At 68.2% G+C, this 18045-nt stretch carries 16 protein-coding genes and 2 pseudogenes; 13 read left to right on the top strand and 5 right to left on the bottom strand.

The features are described 5' to 3' along the window. Nucleotides 1-107: 107 nt before the first annotated feature. From A5787_RS20140 to A5787_RS27835, 3 genes are all read left to right on the top strand, one after another. On the top strand, nt 108-710 hold the full coding sequence (locus tag A5787_RS20140) for a TetR/AcrR family transcriptional regulator (protein WP_231994083.1): 603 nt from the start codon (nt 108-110) through the stop codon (nt 708-710). Then, nucleotides 707-1531, top strand: a complete 825-nt coding sequence (locus tag A5787_RS20135; RefSeq protein WP_066970194.1) for a hypothetical protein — start codon at nt 707-709, stop codon at nt 1529-1531. The genes A5787_RS20140 and A5787_RS20135 overlap by 4 nt, the downstream gene beginning before the upstream one ends. 140 nt (nt 1532-1671) lie before the next feature. Next, nucleotides 1672-1836: a hypothetical protein gene (locus A5787_RS27835; protein WP_197507296.1), complete on the top strand. Its 165-nt coding sequence runs from the start codon at nt 1672-1674 to the stop codon at nt 1834-1836. A 119-nt stretch (nt 1837-1955) separates the two neighbouring features. Here the strand turns inward: A5787_RS27835 and A5787_RS20130 are convergent. Both A5787_RS20130 and A5787_RS20125 read right to left on the bottom strand, forming a co-directional pair. Then, nucleotides 1956-4608 (bottom strand): annotated as a pseudogene (locus tag A5787_RS20130) (FHA domain-containing protein). 153 nt (nt 4609-4761) lie between these two features. Next, nucleotides 4762-5784 carry an alpha/beta hydrolase gene (locus A5787_RS20125; RefSeq protein WP_231994082.1) on the bottom strand — a complete coding sequence of 341 codons (1023 nt, stop codon included), beginning with the start codon at nt 5782-5784 and terminating at the stop codon, nt 4762-4764. A 198-nt stretch (nt 5785-5982) separates the two neighbouring features. Between A5787_RS20125 and A5787_RS20120 the strand changes: the two genes are divergently transcribed. Then, on the top strand, nt 5983-6828 hold the full coding sequence (locus A5787_RS20120; RefSeq protein ID WP_066970259.1) for an SDR family NAD(P)-dependent oxidoreductase: 846 nt from the start codon (nt 5983-5985) through the stop codon (nt 6826-6828). A 129-nt stretch (nt 6829-6957) separates the two neighbouring features. Here the strand turns inward: A5787_RS20120 and A5787_RS20115 are convergent, their stop codons facing one another. Together A5787_RS20115 and A5787_RS20110 are read right to left on the bottom strand one after the other, a co-directional pair. Beyond that, the gene (locus A5787_RS20115) at nt 6958-9201 is read right to left on the bottom strand and encodes a molybdopterin-dependent oxidoreductase (protein WP_082977339.1); all 2244 of its coding nucleotides are present in this window, start codon (nt 9199-9201) and stop codon (nt 6958-6960) included. 51 nt (nt 9202-9252) lie between these two features. Continuing rightward, nucleotides 9253-9681 (bottom strand): PPOX class F420-dependent oxidoreductase, encoded by a 429-nt coding sequence (locus A5787_RS20110; protein ID WP_066970189.1) that lies wholly within the window; start codon nt 9679-9681, stop codon nt 9253-9255. Nucleotides 9682-9791: 110 nt separating this feature from the next. Between A5787_RS20110 and A5787_RS20105 the strand changes: the two genes are divergently transcribed. Genes A5787_RS20105 through A5787_RS20095 form a run of 3 tightly spaced genes read left to right on the top strand, consistent with a single transcriptional unit; the run spans nt 9792 to nt 11402 of the window. After that, nucleotides 9792-9977: a hypothetical protein gene (locus A5787_RS20105; RefSeq protein WP_066970186.1), complete on the top strand. Its 186-nt coding sequence runs from the start codon at nt 9792-9794 to the stop codon at nt 9975-9977. A 24-nt stretch (nt 9978-10001) separates the two neighbouring features. Then, nucleotides 10002-10451 carry a nuclear transport factor 2 family protein gene (locus A5787_RS20100; RefSeq protein WP_066970183.1) on the top strand — a complete coding sequence of 150 codons (450 nt, stop codon included), beginning with the start codon at nt 10002-10004 and terminating at the stop codon, nt 10449-10451. Between the two features lie 54 nt (nt 10452-10505). Next, nucleotides 10506-11402 (top strand): alpha/beta fold hydrolase, encoded by an 897-nt coding sequence (locus A5787_RS20095; protein WP_082977338.1) that lies wholly within the window; start codon nt 10506-10508, stop codon nt 11400-11402. Here A5787_RS20095 and A5787_RS20090 read toward each other — a convergent pair. Beyond that, nucleotides 11399-11875, bottom strand: coding sequence for a nuclear transport factor 2 family protein (locus tag A5787_RS20090; RefSeq protein ID WP_066970180.1), 477 nt, complete (start codon nt 11873-11875; stop codon nt 11399-11401). The genes A5787_RS20095 and A5787_RS20090 overlap by 4 nt on opposite strands. Nucleotides 11876-11987: 112 nt before the next feature. Here A5787_RS20090 and A5787_RS20085 point away from each other — a divergent pair, with 112 nt between their 5' ends. From A5787_RS20085 to A5787_RS26955, 6 genes and pseudogenes are all read left to right on the top strand, one after another. Continuing rightward, nucleotides 11988-13172, top strand: a complete 1185-nt coding sequence (locus A5787_RS20085; protein WP_066970178.1) for an acyl-CoA dehydrogenase family protein — start codon at nt 11988-11990, stop codon at nt 13170-13172. 7 nt (nt 13173-13179) lie between these two features. Continuing rightward, nucleotides 13180-14088, top strand: a complete 909-nt coding sequence (gene bphC, locus A5787_RS20080; protein ID WP_066970176.1) for a biphenyl-2,3-diol 1,2-dioxygenase — start codon at nt 13180-13182, stop codon at nt 14086-14088. Beyond that, on the top strand, nt 14085-15551 hold the full coding sequence (locus tag A5787_RS20075) for an FAD-dependent oxidoreductase (protein ID WP_066970173.1): 1467 nt from the start codon (nt 14085-14087) through the stop codon (nt 15549-15551). The genes bphC and A5787_RS20075 overlap by 4 nt, the downstream gene beginning before the upstream one ends. Nucleotides 15552-15632: 81 nt before the next feature. Then, nucleotides 15633-16421 carry an IclR family transcriptional regulator gene (locus tag A5787_RS20070; protein ID WP_066970171.1) on the top strand — a complete coding sequence of 263 codons (789 nt, stop codon included), beginning with the start codon at nt 15633-15635 and terminating at the stop codon, nt 16419-16421. Further along, complete coding sequence (locus A5787_RS20065; RefSeq protein ID WP_066970169.1) at nt 16418-17251, top strand: SDR family NAD(P)-dependent oxidoreductase; 834 nt, start codon at nt 16418-16420, stop codon at nt 17249-17251. Before A5787_RS20070 ends, A5787_RS20065 begins: the two co-directional genes overlap by 4 nt. Nucleotides 17252-17428: 177 nt before the next feature. Further along, a pseudogene (locus A5787_RS26955) lies at nt 17429-17969 on the top strand (FAD-dependent oxidoreductase); the annotation flags it as partial. Nucleotides 17970-18045 lie beyond the last annotated feature (76 nt).

The raw sequence follows: 18045 nt of genomic DNA, 5'->3' as shown, positions 1-18045 counted from the left end.
CGATTTCGCCCTGACGTTACGCCCGGCGTGCCGCGTGGCGCCGGCATACCCGATTCGCTGACACCCGTCATTGACAGGCGACAGTGAGACTCGGTAGGTTTGCTGCCGTGGGTTCGCAGGTTCTCAATGCCCGGGAGGCGCAGCGGCTGCAGACGCGGGCCCGCCTCTTCGACGCCGCGGTGGCCGAGATCGGCCGGACCGGGCTGGCGGGCACGGATGTCGCCGCCATTGCCGCGGCCGTGGGCGTCGCGCGCGGCACGTTCTATTTCCATTTCCCGACCAAGGAGCACGTCCTGGTCGAGCTCGAACGCAACGAGGAAGCCAAGATCGTGGCGCAGCTCGCCAACCAGGCGGACCACCGCGGCGATTTGATGTCGATGCTCACTTCGCTGGTGCGCCAGGTGCTCGCCGCCGAGAAGCGGCTGGGCCCCGTCGTCTTCAGGGACATGCTGGCGCTGCACTTCTCCTCCACCCGTCCGGTCGGCGATGGGCCCGACGAGCATCCGCTGGCCGAGTTCGTCATCGCCGCCATCACTCGAGCGCAAGTCGCGCGGCGGATGCCAAGGGATGCGGACGCGCGCGAACTCGGGGTGATCTTTCTGACCGGGCTGTTCGCGTTGCTGGTCACGGGCGGAACGGCGCTCGGGGATCGCGCGGCGCTCCTGGACCGCTACGTCAAGACCATCGTCCACGGAATGGAGGCACCATGACCAGCACTGCCATCGAGGGATATCGGGACTTTCTCGTGCGTCGGGACGGCGACGCGGATCTGCTGCATCGCCGGCTTTCCAGCCGGGAGGAGTTCTTTGCGTCGCTGGCGGCCGACCCGGTTCGCTCCAGCCGGCCCATCGATCCGCGCGTGTTTCTGCGAAACCTGCGCCGCCGCCGGCCCGAGTCGGGCCTCCCCCGCGAGATGCTGTTCCTCTTGGCCACCGCGAAACTGAACCAGGCGGAGCGATTCGGCGTGGACCTGGGCGATACCTACGGAAGGATCGGCGGCGCGGACCAGCCCCCCGAACGGGTGTATCTGGCGCTCGAGGAGCACTACCACACCCGCCTGCTGAGCTACGTGCTGGACATGTTCGGTCTTCCCTTCCAGGTCGTGGTGCCGCCGTTCGTGATGCGGCAATTCGTCAAGATGGAAGTTTTCCTGCCCGAGCGAATCGGATTCCCGTTCGTGGGCGCCGGGGAGATGGCGGGCTGCATCATGTTTGACGAGTTGCGCCGCGTCGGCGTCGAGTTGTTCGCCGGCGAGCCGGACGTGGCCGCCCGGATCGACCGGCTGTACACCGAGATCCTCACCGACGAGCTGGGCCACGTCGGCTACTGCGCGGCGCGCTGCACCCGCGCCGAGCGGGCGTTAATGCGTTGGCTCTACCCGATTTTCGGACGCCTGTTCGCGCGCCAGACCGCCGAGATCAGCCTGCTCACGGACCCCGCGAAGCTTCACGCCCGGCTGCGCGAACCCTTCGACGTCGACGGCCTGGTCGCCGGCGTACCCAACGAGACCTTCGTCGCCGCGCGCCCCTGAACCGTATTGCGCCCGATCACCGGATGTAAAAACGCTGTCAATCTCCCGTAAAAACGCTTCGCCGCCATCGCGGATACGGGCCCGTGCTGCGAAAATTCGTTGAACGGAGTTTCGCTCGGCCCCTCGTATAGGGAGAACTCATGCCCACCCTTGAGACACGCCTCCGCCAGGAGTTGCGCGAGTGCGCGCGTGAGTTACGGCAGCTTGCCTACACGGTGCCCCACGGGGTCGGCGAACATGCCCTGCTGCAGCTGTCGGACCGGATGCGGGCCGCGGCCGAGCAGGCGGTCCGAAAGGGAGCCTAGGGGCGCATTGAGTGTGCGCCCAGTGCTTTGAGTGTGCGCCTGGGGCGTGGGTTTCGCGATTTCGCCGCCCTGAGCGCACACCCAAAGCCGCCGGTGCACACGCGAATGCCGCGGAGCGATCAGCCGCCCTTCAGGCGAATCTTCCAGCGCACGAAGCCCAGGTAGATGGCGCTGAGCAGCACCAGCATTCCCACATCGAACCACCAGGCGCCGAGCGTGTGACGCCAGTGCGAGTCGTGCGGCACCGACGGCACCGCCTGTTGCAGTGTGAGCAGGTCGACGGTCGAGGCCGATGCCGCGAAGCCCCATCTGGCCGGTGTGGCCCAAGACATTTGGTCCAGCCCGAGGCGATCGGTGACCGGAATCATCCCGCCGGAGAACACCAGCTGCGACATGACCGCCACGACGAGCAGCGGCATGATCTGCTCGTTGGACTTGGCGATCGACGACAAGACCAACCCGAGCATCGCCGAGGCGACGGTGGTCATCGCGACGTCGACGAACAGCTCCACGTTGGGAATGCCCAACGCCACGGCACCCTGCGTCGGGCCGCCCTTGCCGATGATCGCGATGACGGTGACGATCGCGGACTGGATGACCGCGAACACCGTGTAGACGAACACCTTCGCCAGCAGGTACGCCGACGTGGACAAGCCAACCGCCTGCTCGCGCAGGAAGATCGCGCGCTCACCGATCAGATCCCGAATCGTCAGCGCGGTCCCCATGAACACCGCGCCGACGTTGAGCAACACCAGGATCTGCCCGGGTTCGGTGGGCGCCGCACCCATGGGGTTCGGCCTGCCGAAGCCGACGTCGCCGGGCACCGACATCGACAGCGAGCCCATGATGAACGGCAGCAGCGCCAAGAAGACGAAGTAGCCGCGGTCGGAGACGATCAGCCGCACCTGGCGCCGCGCGATCGTGGAGAACTGCCGGAGCAGGCTGGTGTGCGACGGATCGCCGATTTCGGCGGGTTGCTCGGCGGGCGGTGGTGGCGGGGGCGGCCCCGTCCGCGCCAGGTAGCGGGCCTTGGCGCCGTCGGGGTCGCCCGCGACCGTGCTGAAGATGTCGGCCCAGTTCGTCGTTCCCATGGCCTGACCGATCTGGCTGGGCGGGCCGCAGAATGCGGTCTTGCCGCCGGGCGCCAGCAACAGCACCTGATCGCACACGTCCAGGTAGGTCAGCGAGTGGGTCACCACGAGCACCACACGGCCGGCGTCGGCCAGCTGCCGCAGCATGGTCATGACCTGCCGGTCCAGCGCCGGGTCCAGGCCCGACGTCGGCTCGTCCAGGATCAGCAGCGACGGCCCGGTCAGCAGCTCGAGCGCCACCGAGGCGCGCTTGCGCTGACCGCCGGACAGCTTGTCGACCCGGGTGTGCGTGCTGGGTCATCTCGAGTTCCTCGAGGACCCGGGCCACCACCTGGGCGCGGTCGTCCTTGGTGGTGTCGGGCGGCAGCCGCAGTTCGGCGGCGTACATCAGCGCCTGATGCACGGTCAGCTGACCGTGCACGACGTCGTCCTGCGGCACCATCCCGATCCTGCTGCGCAGGGAGGCGTATTCCGCGTGCACGTTGTGGCCCTCGAAGGAGACGGTGCCCTTGCTCGGGTGCGTGTAACCGGCCACCAACCGGGCGAACGTCGACTTTCCCGCACCCGACGGGCCGATGACGGCCGTCAGCGTACCGGGCTGGGCGCCCAGCGAGATGTCGTCCAGCAGGACCTTGTTGTTCTCGATCGTCCACGTCACCCCGCGCACGTCGAGGCCGCCGGTGCGGGTCGCGGTCGCGGTCTCGTCGCGGCGGGCCAGCGTGCCGCCGGCGAACACGAGGTCGATGTTGCCGATCGTGACGACGTCGCCGTCGCGCAGCACGGCCGAGTCGACGCGGGCGCCGTTGACGAACGTGCCGTTGATGCTGCGGTTGTCGCGGATCTCGGTGCCGTGCGGCGTGGGGACGAGGGTGGCGTGGTGGCGCGAGGCCAACACCTCGGGGATGACGATGTCGTTGTCATTGGCGCGGCCGATCTTGATAGCGCCGGGCGCGGACTCCACCGACGAGCGACCCGGCCGCAGGATCTTCATCATCGACGTCGCAATGTTGGTGGAATCGCCGACGCGGCCCGTCTCGCCGGCCGCCGGCGCCGCGACCCAGCCTGTTTCCAGCTCCGCCGGGGGGGCCTGCGGCACCTGCCCGGTCTGTGGGCGGTAGATCTTCGGCGCCTGCTGCGGTCCGCTGGGCGGATGAACCGGTTGCGGCCCGCTGGGCGGGTGGATCGGCCTCAGCCCGGGCGGATGCGGTTGCTGGCGGGCGGGGCCCGACGGCTGCGGCGGCTGACCGGGCCAGTGCTGGCCGACCTGCTGCGGCTGGCTATGGGGCGACTGGGCGCTCGGTGCGCTGGCGGGATTGTAGATCGGTATCGATGTCGTCAACGGGGGCCGCCCGGCCGAACCCTGATGGCGGCCGACCTCGAACGTCAGCGCCGGGCCGTCCGGGTTGCCGACGTTGACCCGCAAGCCGTCCTGGATGTCGACGACGGGCACGCGACGCTGCTGGACGTAGAGCCCGTTGAGGCTGCCGTTGTCGATGGCAATCCATCTCCCCTGATCGAAACGCACGATGAGATGCGTCCGGGAGATCAGGGGGTGTGCGACACGGACGTCGGCGCGGAGATCACGCCCGATGACGACATCAGTACCTGCTGCGAAGGTGCGCTCGGATCCCTCGTACCGCACGGTCAGCACAGGTGGGACTGGTGGGCTCACGAGGACCAACTGTATCGGCAGGGGGGCCGATTGCGACCGAAGTCGTCGCGCGGTTCACGGTCGTGGGGTCGCCCGCCGCTCCCGAGCAACGCACATGATCGCCGATCGAAATTCGCGGCCGAGATTCGGCTCGGCGGTTTGGCGGATCGCCCGCGGTATTTCTTACCCGGCCGCCGCGACGAATTGCCCCCGTTGCCGCGCCACCCGGTGTTGGCGGCCGCTCGGCAAACCGTCCGCTGCACCGGTGACCTCTTTGATGAAGTCCCCGATGTATCGAATGGCCCGCCTTCCTTCCGGCAGGATGTCGGCGGCTATCGGAAAATCATGAATTTGGCGGTCCCACAGGTGCAGATCGCAGCGAACCCCGCTGAATTGCAACCGTTCAGCCATGAGCTCGGCGTCCGGAAGCAGCAACTCATCGGAACTTGCGTGAATGGCCACCGGGGGCAACGAGGACAGATCCGCGTCGACCGGCGACTCGATGCGCGCCGACGTATCCCCGCCGTGCGGCAGCCGCACCTCGCCGAGATAGCGGGAAAACATCGACAACGCCGCCCGAGTGAACATGGAGCACTTGCGCGCGTTGCGGTGCCGAAGTTTGCGGGCCGGGTCGGCGTCGGTGAACGGCGAGATCGCCGCGATGCCGGCGGGCCGCACGAAACGAGTGCGCATGGCCGCCAGCGTGATCATGAAGGCCAGGTATCCCCCGGCCGAGTCGCCCGCCACGACGATCTGGTCGCCCTCGTAGCCGCGCTCCTCCAGCCAGCGCAGGCCGTTCAGTCCGTCTTCGATCGCGTCGGCAATCTGATGTGTCGGCAACTTTCGGTATCCGACGGTCAGCACGCCGGCGTCAGCCGCCTTCGACAGCCGAGTCACCAGGGATCGGTGGGTGTTGAGGCCGCAGGTGAGGAACGCGCCGCCGTGGAGGTACAGGATCGCGCGCTCGGCAGACGCGCCGGGCGCATGCACCCATTCGGCGGCGCAGTCCTCGAGCCGTATCGGTTCGATCCGCGCCGAGTGGTTGAAATGCGGCATCAAGCCCGCCAAATCGTCCACGCATTGGAAGGGCCAGTGCAGATTCGGCTGAATGGCCCAAGCACGCACCACATTTTTCACCAGCAACCGGCTGGCCAGCGACACAGCAAAGGACTGCGGGCTGTGCCGATGGTGAACTCGCCGGTTCATTGCCTGGCTTGGCAATATGTGATAACGGTTCGGCGTCATCGCCATTCGCATTCACCTCCCCAGAGGTCAACCGGGTACCCGCCGACGGCTAAGGAAAACGGCGCGTAAATCCCTGGCAAATGTCGGCTTCATCACTGTTTGAGGTGCTAACAGGGTGGGTAAGGCCGGCGATCCCGCCGGTGGCCCAAGATGTTGGGCATGGAACAGGCAACGCCCGGGGCCGCACTGCTGTCCGATCGGGTTGCGGTGGTGACCGGAGGTGGTGGGGGCATCGGCGCGGCGACCGCGCGGCTGTTCTCCGAGCACGGCGCGCAGGTGGTCATCGCCGATATCGACGACGAGCTGGCCCGACGCACCGCCGACGGGATCACCGCCTCGGGGGGTTCCGCCGTGGCGATCACGACCGACGTCCGCGACGCGGCCCAGGTGGCCGGCCTGGCGCGATCGGTGCTGGAGCGCTACGGCCGGACAGACGTGCTGGTGAACAACGTGGGCCACTGGCTGCGCCATCCGGGCAACTTCGTCGACACCGACCCCCAACTGTGGGACGACCTGTACCGCATCAACCTGCACCACGTTTTCCTGGTCAGCCACGCGTTCCTACCCGCGATGATCGATCGGGGGGCCGGCGCGATCGTCAACGTCTCCTCGGTCGAGGGGTTACGCGGCTACCCCGAGGACCCCGTCTATGCCGCCTTCAAAGCCGCGGTCATCCACTTCACCCGCAGCCTGGCCGTGCAGGTGGGCCGGGATGGGGTGCGGGTCAACGCGATCGGCCCCGACGTCACCGAATCGCTGCAGGTGCCCTACTCGCAGTGGCTATCGGCCGAGGAGCAGGCGCAGTGGCCGCAATGGGTCCCGGTCGGACGGATGGGGCTGCCCGAGGACCAGGCGCAGGTGATCCTGTTCCTGGCCTCGGATCTGTCGGCGTTCGTCACCGGCCACACCATCCCCACCGATGGTGGTACCGGCGCGGCGGGCGGATGGTTCCGCTCGTCGCGCCGGCCCGGTCGGGAGTGGACGAATCGCCCTCTCGCGCCCTGAGCGCCGGAATAACGATCGCGTCCGAACTCCCTGGCCCCGTGCGCAATTGACCGGGTGGCATTTCGCAGGGCTGCCGCAAGATCGACCAGCCGCGCCGATGGCGGTGGCCGGCCACCGTTCGCTGCGAGGTCAGGCGTATTGGGCCGGCCCGTTGGCCCGGAACCGCGCTTGCTCGTCGATGACCGTCACCGGGATGCCGTTGAGGGCGCCGTTGCCGGACGGCTCGTCAAGGAAGGTCGGCGGCGAGAGCACGTTGGTGTTGGCCCCGGGCGAGCCGTTGGCCACCGACATGCGGGTCCCCGGCTTGCCATGTCCCCAGCCGTGCGGCATCGACACCACGCCGGGTTTGATCGCGTCGGTGACCTCGACGGGCACCCTGATCTCGCCGGCCTCCGACTTCACGGTGACGATGTCGGCGTCCGCGACGCCCGAACGGGCGGCGTCGTCGGGGTGCATCAGCAGCGTGCAACGGTCCTTGCCCTTCATCAGGGCGGGCACGTTGTGCAGCCAGGTGTTGTTCGATCGCAGGTGCCTGCGGCTCACCAGGACCAGCGGCTCGGCGGGCCGCTCCATCCGTGCCGCCAGCCGCGGCAGGTCATCGAGCAGGTATTGCGGTGCGAGGTGGATCTTCTTGTCGAGGGTGCCCAGGATGTCGGGCAGCTGCGGCACCATCGGCCCGAAGTCGATTCCGTTGGGGTTGGCCTTCAGCATGTCCAGGGTGAGGCCGCCCGGGTTGTTGCCGTACTGGTCGCCAAAGGGCCCGGTGCGCAGCGTCAGGTCCAGCATCCGCTCCGGGCCGCCGTACTCGTAGAGCTTGCGGATCTCGGCGCCGTCGAGGCCCCGCGTGAAGGCCAGGTAATCGAAGAAGCCGTCGTCGATCGCGGCGACGTCGACGTCTTCGGCCGGTGTGCCGGTGCACAGGCCGGTCAGCCGGATCAGGATCTCCCATTCGTGCGGGCGATCGCCCGGGTCGAAGACGGGCGCCGAGTAGTTCGCGATGCTTCGGATGGCAAAAAGCAGGATCAGGTCGTCGTGGTGCGGCTGCTCGAGAGGGGACAGCCCGGGCAGGATGACGTCGGCGTGGCGCGTGGTCTCGTTGAGCCAAAGGTCAACGGAGATCATCGCTTCCAGCATGGGCAGCACCTCGTCGAGCTTGTCGCCGCCGGGGGTGGACAGCACCGGGTTGCCGGCGACCGTGATCAGCGCCTTGAGTTGTCCCTCGCCGGGCGTGGCGATCTCCTCCGCCATGCACGACACCGGCGCCTGCCCGAGAACCTCCTTGGCCCTGCGCACCCGGGTATGCCAACGACCGAACTCGGCAAGGCCACCCTCCAGACCGGGCAATGGCTGCGTGGTGATCGACCAGGCCGCCGGCTTGGGGAACATGGCACCGCCGGGGGTGTCGAAATGGCCGGTCAAGATGTTGATGACGTCGACCAGCCAGCTGGCCAGGCTGCCAAACTCCTGATTGCACAAGCCAATTCGCCCATACACCACCGACCTCTCCGTGCCGGCGAGTTCGCGCGCCAGTGTGCGGATGCGGTCCTCGTCGATGCCGGTCACCGCGCTCACCCGCTCCGGCGGCCAATCCGCGGCAACGCGGCGCATCGTGTCCAGGTCGTCGACGTGGGGCCCCGCATTGACCAGGCCCTCGTCAAAGAGGGTGTGCGCCACGGCCAGCAGCAGCGCCGCATCGGTGCCCGGCACGATCGGAAGCCACTCGTCGGCCTGGGCGGCGGTCTGGGTGCGCACCGGGTCGATGACGATCACCTTGCCGCGCTCGCGAATCTTGCTGATCAGTCCCATGACGTCGGGCGCGGCCAGCAGCGAACCCTGCGACGCGGCGGGATTGGCGCCCATGATGACCAGCACATCGGTGCGCTCGATATCCGGCACGGGGAAGTTCCACCACAGGCCGTACATCAGGTGCGACGACAGATTCTTCGGCCATTGGTCGACCGTGCCCGGCGAATAGGTGATCGGCATCCCGGACATGCCCATCAGCACGCCCGCATACCGCGCCAACGAAAACGAGTGCGCCAGTGGGTTACCCGTGTAGGCGGTGACCGCGCCGATCCCGTACTTTTCGATCACCGGCGTCAGCAGCTCGGTGCAGCGGCGAAAAGCCGCTTCCCAGCTGACCTCGTGCCATTGTCCGTCGAGTTTGATCAGCGGGCGGCGGATGCGGTCCGGGTCGTCGTGCACCTGGGCCAGGGATACCCCCTTGGGGCACAGGTGCCCGCGGCTCCAGACGTCGTCTCGGTTGCCGCGGATGCTGGTGACCTTGCCGCCGTCAACCTGAATTTCCAAGCCGCACATGGCTTCACACAGTGGGCAGGTGCGCAGATGCCTGCCGTCGCCGCCGGTCGTCACCCACCCACTGTATTCCGCTACTACCGGTAGCGGAAGTGGCAAAATTCCTCGTCAGGACGCCCAGGGGCCGATGCCGCCGACCTTGTCGATGCGGATGCGGGTCAGCAGTCCCGGCGGCGCGTCGTCCGGGGGGAACTTCAGGGTCGGGTCGCCCAGGACCGGGTTGAGCTCCCTCAGCAGCTCGGGGGCCCCACCCTCGACGATTCGTGCCGTTCCTTTGATCGACAGGTACGGTCGCATCCCGGCGCCGGCCCCGGGGAGCGACACGATGGTGACGGCGACGCGCGGATCCTTGCGGATGTTGCGCACCTTCTTGTGTTCGGCGAGGTGTGCGGTGACGAGTTCGTCGTCCCCCTCCGGTGTCGACCGCAGTGCCACCCAGACGAGGCTCACCTGGGGGCTGCCGTCGGGGTTGACGGTGACCAAGGTGGCGTCGGCGCCCTTGCCGATGAGGTCGCGCGCGGCATCGTTGAGCTTCATGCGTTGTTCTACCGCCGCGCGCGGCGATTCATTCCCTCGCCTGAATCAGATTTGAATATGACCAGTTGGCTGTACAGCTTCGGCCGTTCGCTCCTAGCGTCGTAGGGGACATGACCGATCATCAGCCGCCGGCCGGCATCGAATACCTCCGCGGTGAAGTGCTCGACCGGATGGACGCCCAACCGTTCGACGACTGGTCCCCCGCCCTGTTGCGTGCCCTCATCGCCGTTTTCGACCTGAACGGGGTCACGCCGGCGCCGCTGCAGCGCGGTTTCCGGCCATATCTCGTCAGGTAGCGGGCCGCGATTAGGCTCACGCCGATGGAGATGTGGGAACTGGTCGCCCGCGAGCAGATCCGCGACACCCTCGCGCGCTACAACTGGTCGGGCGATTCGGGCCGGGCCGGCGGTCTGGCCGAAACGTTCTGCGCGGACGGCGTCCTCGAGATACGCGGGTCGCAGCAGCTGCGCGGGCGGACCGAGATCGCGTCGTTCCTCGGCGGTATCACCGGGAACGTCGCCGCCCGCGCCGACGCCAGGCCCGTCGTCCGCCACAACCTCGCCAACGTGCTCTTCACCGTCCTCACGCCCGACCGGGCCGAGGTGTCGTCCTACTTCACCGTGGTCACCCAGATCGGGCTCGACCACTTCGGCCGCTACCGCGACGTTTTGGTGCCCGACGGTGGCACGTGGCTGATCAAGCATCGCACCGTGTCCACCGACTGGGTGGCCCCCGACTCGACGATGGCCCGGCCGGCGCCGAACGTGTAGCCACGGCGATCGTCCCGACGCGCTGACCGATGGGCGGAACACCGCTGCCGCTCGATGCGGCGGCATGGCAGGGTGGCATCCGTGGCCAACACTTCGCTACCGACCGTCGAGCAGGACCTGCGCGAAATCAGCACCCCGAAGGGGGCATTGCGTTATTACGACTGCGGCCCGAATTCCGGGCCGGTGCTGCTCTTTCTGCACGGCTCCGGCCCCGGGGTCACCGGTTGGCGCAACTTTCGCGGGATCCTGCCGAGCTTCGCCGAGCAGTTCCGCTGCCTGGTCCTGGAATTTCCGGGTTTCGGGGTCAGCGACGACTTCGGCGGCCACCCGATGGTTGACGCGTTCGGCGCCGTGTCGCCGTTGTTGGAGGCGCTCGGCGTCGACAAGGCGCACATCGTCGGCAACTCGATGGGCGGTGGTGTCGGCATCAACTTCGCCATCCGCAATCCGGACCGCGTCGGCCGGCTGGTGACGATCGGCGGAATCGGCACCAACATCTTCAGCCCCAGCCCCAGTGAGGGCATCCGGCTGCTGCAGGAGTTCGTCGAGGACCCCACGCGCCAGCGCCTCGTCGACTGGCTCAAATCGATGGTGTACGACCAGTCGTTGGTGACCGACGAACTCGTCGAGGAACGCTGGCAACTGGCGACGGACCCGGAGACCCTGGCCGCCGCGCGCCGGATGTACGGCAAGGCGGCGTTCGCCGGCATGAACGCCGCGATGGCGGCCTCCGACCGGCCGCAGCCGTGGGCGGTCATGCACAAGCTGGCCGCGCCCACGCTGCTGACCTGGGGCCGCGACGACCGGGTGAGCCCGCCCGACATGGCGCTCATCCCGATGCGCACCATCCCGAACGCGGAACTGCACATCTTCCCCAACTCGGGGCACTGGGCGATGATCGAGGCCAAGGAGGCGTTCGAAGGCACGGTCCTCGGGTTCTTGACCCGCTAGACCGTTCCGGCAAGGCCCTTCGTCAAGAGCGCGTGCGCGTCCGGGTTGCCGTCGAGGACCCGGCTGGTGCGGGTTTTGATCTGCCAGCGGTCGTCGATCCTGCTCACCACGAAATGGTGGGCGGTCGCCCGCCACACCCGATAGCCGTCACCGTCGCGGACGAGCACCAGCGATTCACAGACCGCCACCGCGTCGTCGCCGGCGAGCGTGACGACGCAGGGCCCCAGGAAGTGAGAGCAGCCCCTGGCCACCAGCTTCTGATGCGCCTCGGAGCTGATCATGGCGTGGACCTCCGCCCGGCTGTTCATGCGCCAACCGTCGACGTCATAGACGCCGTCGGTCGCCCACAGCCGTGCGGCCGCATCCGCGTCCCCGGCGTCCACCGCGGGGCCGTACGAAGCGATCAACTGCCGGATGTCGCGGTCGTCCTCGAGCCGGCGCAGCCGCGCCGCCAGGTCGTCAATATTGGCCATCGGTCGTGCTCCTCGTCGGCTTCGTATTTGCGTCCGCTCACCGGGAATCCCTTCGGGTTTCGTGTGGACTGCGGTAGACCATTACTAAGCCCCCACACGTAAGGACGACAAGATGAGCCAGCGGGTACTCGATCGGGTCGTGGCCATGGCCGACCAGTTGCGCGACCAGGCCGCCGAAGCCGAGCGAATCGGCCGGCTCACCGACGACAGCGTGAAGCTGATGAAGGGCGCCGGCCTGATCCGGATGCTGCAGACCAAGCAATACCAGGGGTTCGAGGTGCACCCCCGCGAGTTCGCCGAAACGACAATGGCCACCGCGGCGCTGGACCCGGCAGCCGGCTGGATCGTCGGCGTGGTGGGCGTGCACCCCTACCAATTGGCCTACGCGGACCCGAAAGTGGCCGCCGAAATCTGGGCCGACGACGTCGACACCTGGATGGCTTCGCCGTACGCGCCACAGGGCGTAGCCAAACCCGTCGATGGGGGCTACCTCTTCAACGGCCGCTGGCAGTTCAGCTCGGGCACCGACCATTGCGACTGGATCATCCTGGGCGCCATGCTCGGCAACGAGCAGGGCATCCCGCTGATGCCGCCCCAGATGCTGCACATGATCCTGCCGCGCAAGGACTACGAGATCGTCGAGGATTCGTGGAATGTGGTGGGGTTGCGCGGGACCGGCTCCAAGGACGTCATCGTCAGGGACGCGTTCGTCCCGGCCTACCGGACGATGGACGCGACCAAGGTGATGGACGGCACGGCCCAGCGCGAGGCCGGCATGACCGAGCCGCTGTACCTGATGCCGTGGTCGACGATGTTCCCGCTGGGCATCTCGGCGGCCACCATCGGCATCGCCGAGGGGGCGCTCGCCGCGCATCTCGACTACCAGCGCGAGCGCGTCGGCGCCACCGGAACCGCGATCAAGGACGACCCCTACGTCATGCACGCCATCGGCGAGGCCGCGGCCGACATCAACGCCGCCCGCCAGGAGCTGCTGGCCAACGCCGACCGCATCTACGACATGGTTGCGGCCGGTAAGGAGGTGTCCTTCGCCGACCGCGCGGCGGGCCGCCGCACGCAGGTGCGCGCGGTGTGGCGAGCGGTGGCGGCGGTCGACGAGATCTTCGCCCGCTCGGGCGGCAACGCGGCGCGAATGGACAAGCCGCTGCAGCGCTATTGGCGCGATGTGCACGTCGGGCACCTGCACGCCATTCACGTCCCCGGCACCACTTACCACGCGTCGGCGTTGAGTTCCCTGGGCATCGATCCGCCCGATGGTCCGCTGCGGGCGCTGATTTAGGAGTGGCATGACCGACCTGAAAAGCCTTGGCTACATCACCATTTCGACCAACGACATCGATCGCTGGCGCCGGTTCGCGTTCGGCGTCCTCGGTTTCGCCGAAGGCAAGGGGCCCGACCCCTCGGCGCTGTACCTGCGGATGGACGAGCGCGCGGCACGGCTCATCGTGGTTCCCGGCGACACCGACCGGGTGCTCACGATCGGCTGGGAGGTGCGCGACCGCCCGGCCCTGCAGCGGGTCAAAGCGACGCTCGACGGGGCCGGGGTGCCGTTCAAGCAGCTGCCCGCCGAAGACGCCGAGACCCGCCGGGTGGAAGAGGTTATCACCTTCGACGACCCGGCCGGCACGACGGTCGAGGTGTTTCACGGCGCGGTGCTCGACCACAGCCCGGTGATCACACCGTTCGGCGCGAGGTTCGTCACCGGCGACCAGGGCCTGGGCCATGTCGTGGTGCCCGCGATGGATCCGGGCGGCCTGTTCGACTTCTACACCGAGGTGCTGGGTTTCCGTTCCCGTGGCGCGTTCCGGGTGCCGTTGCCCAAAGAGTTCGGCCCGATTCGAGTCCGTTTCCTCGGCATCAACGAGCGCCACCACAGCATGGCGATCGTGCCCGCCATGCATCAGCGCGATCCGCGCCTGGTCCACATCATGGTGGAGGTCGACACCCTCGACGCGGTGGGTCAGGCCCTGGACCGCGTGAACGCCGAGGGCTTTCAGCTGTCGTCCACGCTGGGGCGCCACACCAATGACAAGATGGTCTCGTTCTACGTCCGCGCACCCGGCGACTGGGATATCGAGTTCGGCACCGACGGAATGCGCGTCGACGAAACCCATTACAGCGCCGAGGAAATCACCGCCGACAGCTACTGGGGCCACCAGTGGACCGGCGAGATGCCTGCCGCGATGAAGCCATGACACCCGACTTGGACGTCACCGCCATCCCGGCGTCCTCGATCGCGGCGTGGGATCAGGAGGCCGACGTCGTGATCGCCGGCTACGGGGTTGCCGGTGCCGCCGCGGCGGTGGAGGCGGCCCGGTCCGGCGCCGACGTGCTTGTGCTGGAACGCACCGGGTCCTGGGGCGGCGCGGCGGCGATGGCCGGCGGCTTCATCTATCTCGGCGGCGGTACACCGTTGCAAAAGGCTTGTGGTTTCACCGATTCCGTCGAGAACATGGCGGCGTTCCTCAATGTCGCGATGGGGCCGGGCGCCGACGAGGGCCGGATCGCCGACTACTGCGCCGGCAGCGTCGCCCACTTCGACTGGCTGGTCGGCTGCGGCGTGCCGTTCAAGGCGGAGTTCTTCTCCGAACCGGGCTGGGAACCGATGGGCGACCAGGGCCTGATGTACAGCGGCGGCGAGAACGCCTACCCGTTCAACACGATTGCCACGCCGGCCCCGCGCGGCCACGTCCCGCAGATGTCGAACAAGAAGCAGGGCGAGGCCAGCGCGGGCTACATGCTGATGAAGCCGCTCGTCGAGTCGGCCGAGGCGGCCGGCGCGCGGGCGCTGTACGACGTGCGAGTGCAGCGCCTGATCGTCGAATCCGACGGCAGGGTCGTCGGCATCCACGCCCGTCAGTACGGCACCGAGATGGCGGTGCGGGCGCGCAGCGGCGTCGTGCTCGCGACGGGCAGCTTCGCCTACAACGACGCGATGGTGGCGCGGTACGCGCCGCGGATCGCCGGACGCCCGGCCGCGTCCATCGAGCAGCACGACGGGCAGGCGATCCGGATGGCGCAGGCGCTGGGCGCCGACCTGGCGCACATGGACGCCACCGAGGTTGCGATCTTCATCGACCCGCAGCAATTGGTGCGGGGCATCCTGGTCAACGGCCGCGGCCAGCGCTACATCCCCGAGGACACCTACCCGGGCCGGATCGGGCAGCTCACGCTGTATCAGCAGGACAACGTCGCCTACCTGATCATCGACGACGACGCGCAGCAGGAGGCGATGGCCTCGTGGTCGCCGAAGTTCATGCTGCGGCCGGCGACCTGGGTGGCCGACACCGTGGCCGATTTGGAACGTGAGATGGGCCTGGCCACCGGTTCGTTGCAGGCGACCGTGGCCGCCTACAACGAGGCCGCCGCCCGAGGCGAGGATCCGCTGCTGCACAAGAAGCCCGAGTGGGTGAAACCGATCGGTTCGCCGGTTGGCGCCATCGATTTGCGCGAGAACACCGGTGGTTTCACCTTGGGTGGGCTGGCCACCACGTTGGACGCGGCGGTGCTGCACGTCAGCGGGGAACCCATCCCGGGGCTCTTCGCGGCCGGCCGTTCGACCGCCGGCCTGGCCGCGTGGGGTTACGCCAGCGGGGTCTCGCTCGGCGACGGCAGCTTCTACGGCCGCCGCGCCGGCCGTTCCGCGGCCAAAGGCTGAGACTCTTTTCTGTTCGCCCCCCACCCGCTATGTTCCTAATAGGAATATCTCGGTCAGATATGCCCCACCGTGGGAGGACCCATGCCAGCGCCTGCCGAACCGTCCACGCCCACGGCCGTCATCGACCGCATCTCGCTGGTTCTCGACGCCTTCGACGGGCCCGGACGGCTGACGCTGGCCCAGCTTGTCCGCCGAACCGGTCTGCCGCGGTCGTCGGCGCACCGGATGCTCGAGCGCCTGGTACAGCTGCGCTGGCTGCGCCGCACCGGCCGCGATTACGAGCTCGGTATGCGCCTGGTGGAGCTGGGCTCGCTGGCAGTGCACCAGGATCCCCTGGTGCGGGCCGCCGGTCCCCTGCTGGGCGACTTGCACCGCGCGACCGGATTTGTCGTGCACCTCGCCGTGCTGGACGGACCGGACATCGTCTACCTGGAGAAGGTCGGCGACCAGCGGGTCCCCACCCGCGTCGGCGGTAGGGAGCCCGCGCACTGCACGGCGGCCGGCAAGGCGATCTTGGCCTACCGCGATGAGGATGCCGAGCTCGATCTGCGGGTCCGCAGGACGAAGTACTCGATCTCCGGCGGAGCCCAGCTCGCTGCCGAATTGGCCAAGGTGCGGGCCCACGGTGTCGCCTTCGAGCGCGAGGAGTCGCTGCTCGGATTCGGTTGTGTCGCAGCGCCCATCGGCCGACCCGGTGAGGCTCTGGCCGCGGTGTCGGTGTGCGGCCCGATGAGCCGCATGACGTTCGATCAACGCCTGACCGCGCCGGTGCGGATGACGGCGATGGGCATCTGGCGCAACGCCGAGGAAGGCCCGCGGCCGACGCTGCAACCGCCGCGGCCCCTGCACCCCGCGCTGCAGTTCGCATGAACCCTTTTTCCGGCGGCGTCGCGGTCATCACCGGTGCCGGCGCGGGCGTCGGCGCGGGACTGAGCAGGCACGCCGCCGGTTTGGGGATGACGGTCGTCCTCGCCGACGTCGACGCCGAGGCCGTCGCCGCGGTGCGCGACGAGCTCTGCGCTGCCGGCGGTTCGGCGCTGGGTGTCGTGTGCGACGTGCGCGATCCAGAAGCCATGCGGGACCTCGCCAACCGGATCTACCGCGACGTCGGTCCGGTGCGGCTGCTGGTGAACAACGCCGGGGTCGAACAGTTCGGCTATCTGTGGGACACACCGTTGACGAATTGGCAACGCGTCGTTGACATCAACGTCAGCGGGGTCTTTCACGGCGTGCGGGCGTTTCTGCCGAAGATGTTGGCCAGCGCGGAGCAGGCCTGGGTGTGGAACATTTCGTCGGTCGGGGGCGTGCTTGCGATTCCCTTGCAGGGGCCCTACATCATCAGCAAGCACGCAGTCCTCGCGTTGACCGAGTGTCTGTATCTCGATGTCCAGTCGGCCGGACATGACCACCACGTTCACGTGCAAGCGGTGCTGCCGGGAGCGGTGGTGTCCAACATCTTCGAGTCCGCGGGTGGCGTCGACCCGTCCGGCGCCACCGACGCGACGGCCGCCGAAGAGCAGCGTTCGGCGATGCTTGACGTCAAGGCGACCGCGATGGATCCACTGGCGGCAGCCGCGGCGATTTTCGAGCAGGCGGCCGAGGGCAAGTTCTACCTCTTCACCCAGCCATCCGGCGCCGACGCCATGGCGGCGCGGGCGAATGTTCTTGCGTCGCACCGGCCGCCGGTAATGCAGAGATGATCGATCACTGCCGTCACATGCGTCTCCCCGACGGGGGAAACGCTTTCTGTCCGCCTCACAGCGACAACGCCGTCATGCGTGCCATCTGACTCCAGGGCCGGGCCCGTGGGGGCCAGCTGTTCCACTGATCAGGAGGAGGCTTCTCTTTCCCCGGCGCTCCGGCATACGGTTCTGGGCGTGGCCCCGCACAGCGCGACGATCCCTGCCGGACTTCCGGTGGCGGACACGACCGTGGACCTGCTGGTGGTCGGATCCGGGACGGGCATGGCCGCGGCATTGACGGCGCATGAGCGTGGGCGGTCGGTGCTGATCATCGAGAAGTCGTCTTATGTGGGCGGCTCAACGGCCCGCTCCGGGGGCGCACTGTGGCTGCCCGCAAGCCCGGTGCTGAAGGAGGCAGGTGCCAACGACACCACCGAAAGCGCCGCCACCTACCTGGGGGCGGTAGTCGCGGGATCGGCTCCCCCCGCAGCGGTCAACCGAGTTCGTGGCGCACGTGTCCGCGACGGTCGACATGCTGCGCCGAACGACGCCGCTGCAGTTGTTCTGGGCCCGCGATTACTCCGACTACCACCCCGAGGAGCCGGGCGGCAGTGCGGCCGGCCGCACCTGCGAGTGCCATCCGCTGGACACCTCAATCCTCGGCGAGCACCGCCCCCGCCTTCGTCCCGGCGTGCTGGAGGCCGGCTTCTCGATACCGACGACGGGCGCCGACTACTTGCCCCGCACGGATCCCATCGCCAGTGTTGGATTCGGCGCCCAGGCTCAGGTTGGGGCCCAGCGACTCCGACTGG

The organism is Mycobacterium sp. 852002-50816_SCH5313054-b (genome assembly GCF_001667185.1).
Lineage (GTDB): Bacteria > Actinomycetota > Actinomycetes > Mycobacteriales > Mycobacteriaceae > Mycobacterium.
The sequence above is the reverse complement of the archived record's forward strand: the minus strand, read 5'-3'. Positions and strand labels throughout refer to the sequence as shown.

Bases quoted from the DNA above. Each gene is read 5' to 3' on its own strand.
- A5787_RS20110 (WP_066970189.1), bottom strand. From the start codon at position 9,681: ATGAAGCTCAACGATGCCGCGCGCGACCTCATCGGCAAGGGCGCCGAC.
- A5787_RS20095 (WP_082977338.1), top strand. From the start codon at position 10,506: ATGCGGCGGCATGGCAGGGTGGCATCCGTGGCCAACACTTCGCTACCG.
- A5787_RS20125 (WP_231994082.1), bottom strand. From the start codon at position 5,784: ATGAACCGGCGAGTTCACCATCGGCACAGCCCGCAGTCCTTTGCTGTG.
- A5787_RS20065 (WP_066970169.1), top strand. From the start codon at position 16,418: ATGAACCCTTTTTCCGGCGGCGTCGCGGTCATCACCGGTGCCGGCGCG.
- A5787_RS20105 (WP_066970186.1), top strand. From the start codon at position 9,792: ATGACCGATCATCAGCCGCCGGCCGGCATCGAATACCTCCGCGGTGAA.
- A5787_RS20100 (WP_066970183.1), top strand. From the start codon at position 10,002: ATGGAGATGTGGGAACTGGTCGCCCGCGAGCAGATCCGCGACACCCTC.
- A5787_RS20135 (WP_066970194.1), top strand. From the start codon at position 707: ATGACCAGCACTGCCATCGAGGGATATCGGGACTTTCTCGTGCGTCGG.
- A5787_RS20070 (WP_066970171.1), top strand. From the start codon at position 15,633: ATGCCAGCGCCTGCCGAACCGTCCACGCCCACGGCCGTCATCGACCGC.
- bphC (WP_066970176.1), top strand. From the start codon at position 13,180: ATGACCGACCTGAAAAGCCTTGGCTACATCACCATTTCGACCAACGAC.
- A5787_RS27835 (WP_197507296.1), top strand. From the start codon at position 1,672: ATGCCCACCCTTGAGACACGCCTCCGCCAGGAGTTGCGCGAGTGCGCG.
- A5787_RS20085 (WP_066970178.1), top strand. From the start codon at position 11,988: ATGAGCCAGCGGGTACTCGATCGGGTCGTGGCCATGGCCGACCAGTTG.
- A5787_RS20075 (WP_066970173.1), top strand. From the start codon at position 14,085: ATGACACCCGACTTGGACGTCACCGCCATCCCGGCGTCCTCGATCGCG.
- A5787_RS20090 (WP_066970180.1), bottom strand. From the start codon at position 11,875: ATGGCCAATATTGACGACCTGGCGGCGCGGCTGCGCCGGCTCGAGGAC.
- A5787_RS20120 (WP_066970259.1), top strand. From the start codon at position 5,983: ATGGAACAGGCAACGCCCGGGGCCGCACTGCTGTCCGATCGGGTTGCG.